The following is a 1,740-nucleotide window of genomic DNA, read 5'->3' as shown; positions in this document are numbered from 1 at the left end:
CGCATGAACTTCCACGCGACTGTGTAAGCTATCGAAATGAGGGGTCCCTTTTAGACGCCGATCACCCCGCTAACGGGGTTCTTTTTGCACGCCGATTCACACGCGCGCGACATGACACGAAGGCTGGTGTTTGGGGCGTGATCCGGGTTTTGGAGGGCGAACTCCGGCTAACCTACCTCGAGCCACCTTCGGAGATCGTCCTGACGCCTGACCAGCCTGGCTTGATTCTCCCTCAGCAACCGCATTTCGTAACGCCGACAGGGCCGATGAAGATGCAGGTGGATTTTTACGATCACATTCCCAAGCTCTGACATTCCGGGATTTTCAACGCATTCAAAAAGGAGAAGTTGATGACGCAGCCCCTCAGCGATCAGACCATTGCGCTCGTCAAGGCGACCGTCCCCGCGCTCGAAGCGCATGGCCTCGACATCGTGAACGAGATGTATTCCCGGATGTTCCAGAACCCGAACATTCGCGACCTTTTCAACCAATCGCACCATGGTGATGCCGGTTCGCAGCCGCGGGCGCTGACCGGCGCCATTCTCGCCTATGCGAGCAACATCGAAAATCTCGGTGCGCTTGCCCCGGCGGTCGAGCGGATCGCGCAGAAGCATGTCGGCCTGCAAATTCTGCCCGAACATTATCCGCACGTTGCCGAGGCGCTCCTGGGGGCGATCAAGGCGGTGCTGGGGGATGCGGCCACCGATGAGATTCTCGCTGCCTGGGGCGAAGCCTACTGGTTCCTGGCCAACATCCTGATCGCCCGCGAGCAGCGAGTCTACTCAGAACAGAAGGATGCGACCGGCGGATGGAATGGCTGGCGCGATTTTCGCGTCGAGGACGTCGTGCGTGAGAGCAGCGTCATCAATTCCTTCGTTCTGCGCCCCGTTGATGGCGGGGCCGTCATGCGGCACAAGCCCGGGCAATATCTGACCTTCTGGCTTGAAATTCCGGGACATCCGCCAGTCAAGCGCAACTATTCGATTTCAGCAGCCTCCAACGGCGAAACCTATCGCATTTCGGTCAAGCGTGAGCCGCTTGGTCTTGCGTCAGGCTGGCTTCATGATGAAGCCAAGCCGGGCACGGTGCTCAAAGTTGCCGCGCCTGCAGGCGAATTCTTCCTGGCAGCGCATGTCGAACGCCCGGTGATCCTCCTGTCGGGCGGCGTGGGGCTGACCCCGATGGTGGCCATGCTCGAAACGCTTGCTGAGGGCGAGGCGGGAGTCCCCGTGCACTATGTCCACGGAACTCATGACCGCGATACCCACGCAATGCGTGATCATGTTCGCGCTGTCGCTGGGCGGGGCAAGTCAATCACCGTCACCGATTTTCATCAGACCCCGCTCGAAGATGAAGTCGCAGGACGGGATTATGACGTCGCCGGCATCATTACCGATGAATGGCTGGTCGCCAACACGCCTGTAGGTGAGGCCGATTACTATATCTGCGGACCACGCCCGTTTCTGCGGCACGCCGTCTCGACCTTGTCGCTGGCTGGCGTCCCATCCGACCGCATTCATTACGAATTCTTCGGTCCGGCGGACGAATTGCTCGCCGCCTGACTGAGCGCGGAGAAGGGCGACATCGCCCTTCTCCGCGTCTACTCAAACCGCCATGTCGGGGGCGTCACATAAAACGGGCACAGATATACGCTCTCATGACTGCCATCCGAGACGCTGGCCGAGTTTACTCCTTCGCTGGCCTCGAGACCAGCGGTCGCATTGACCTTGGCGGGTGTGC

Annotated in this window: 1 protein-coding gene and 1 pseudogene; both read left to right on the top strand. The window is 59.9% G+C overall.

Annotated features, from left to right (window positions below; genetic code table 11):
* Window positions 1–101: 101 nt before the first annotated feature.
* Window positions 102–311: pseudogene (locus tag A0U87_RS26070) on the top strand (DUF1971 domain-containing protein); the annotation flags it as partial.
* 39 nt (window positions 312–350) lie between these two features.
* Window positions 351–1,562: an NO-inducible flavohemoprotein gene (hmpA, locus tag A0U87_RS26065; RefSeq protein ID WP_066861516.1), complete on the top strand. Its 1,212-nt coding sequence runs from the start codon at window positions 351–353 to the stop codon at window positions 1,560–1,562.
* Window positions 1,563–1,740 lie beyond the last annotated feature (178 nt).

It is taken from the genome of Sphingobium sp. MP9-4 (genome assembly GCF_005281675.1).
GTDB lineage: Bacteria > Pseudomonadota > Alphaproteobacteria > Sphingomonadales > Sphingomonadaceae > Sphingobium > Sphingobium yanoikuyae.
This window is presented reverse-complemented; position numbering and strand designations above follow the sequence as displayed.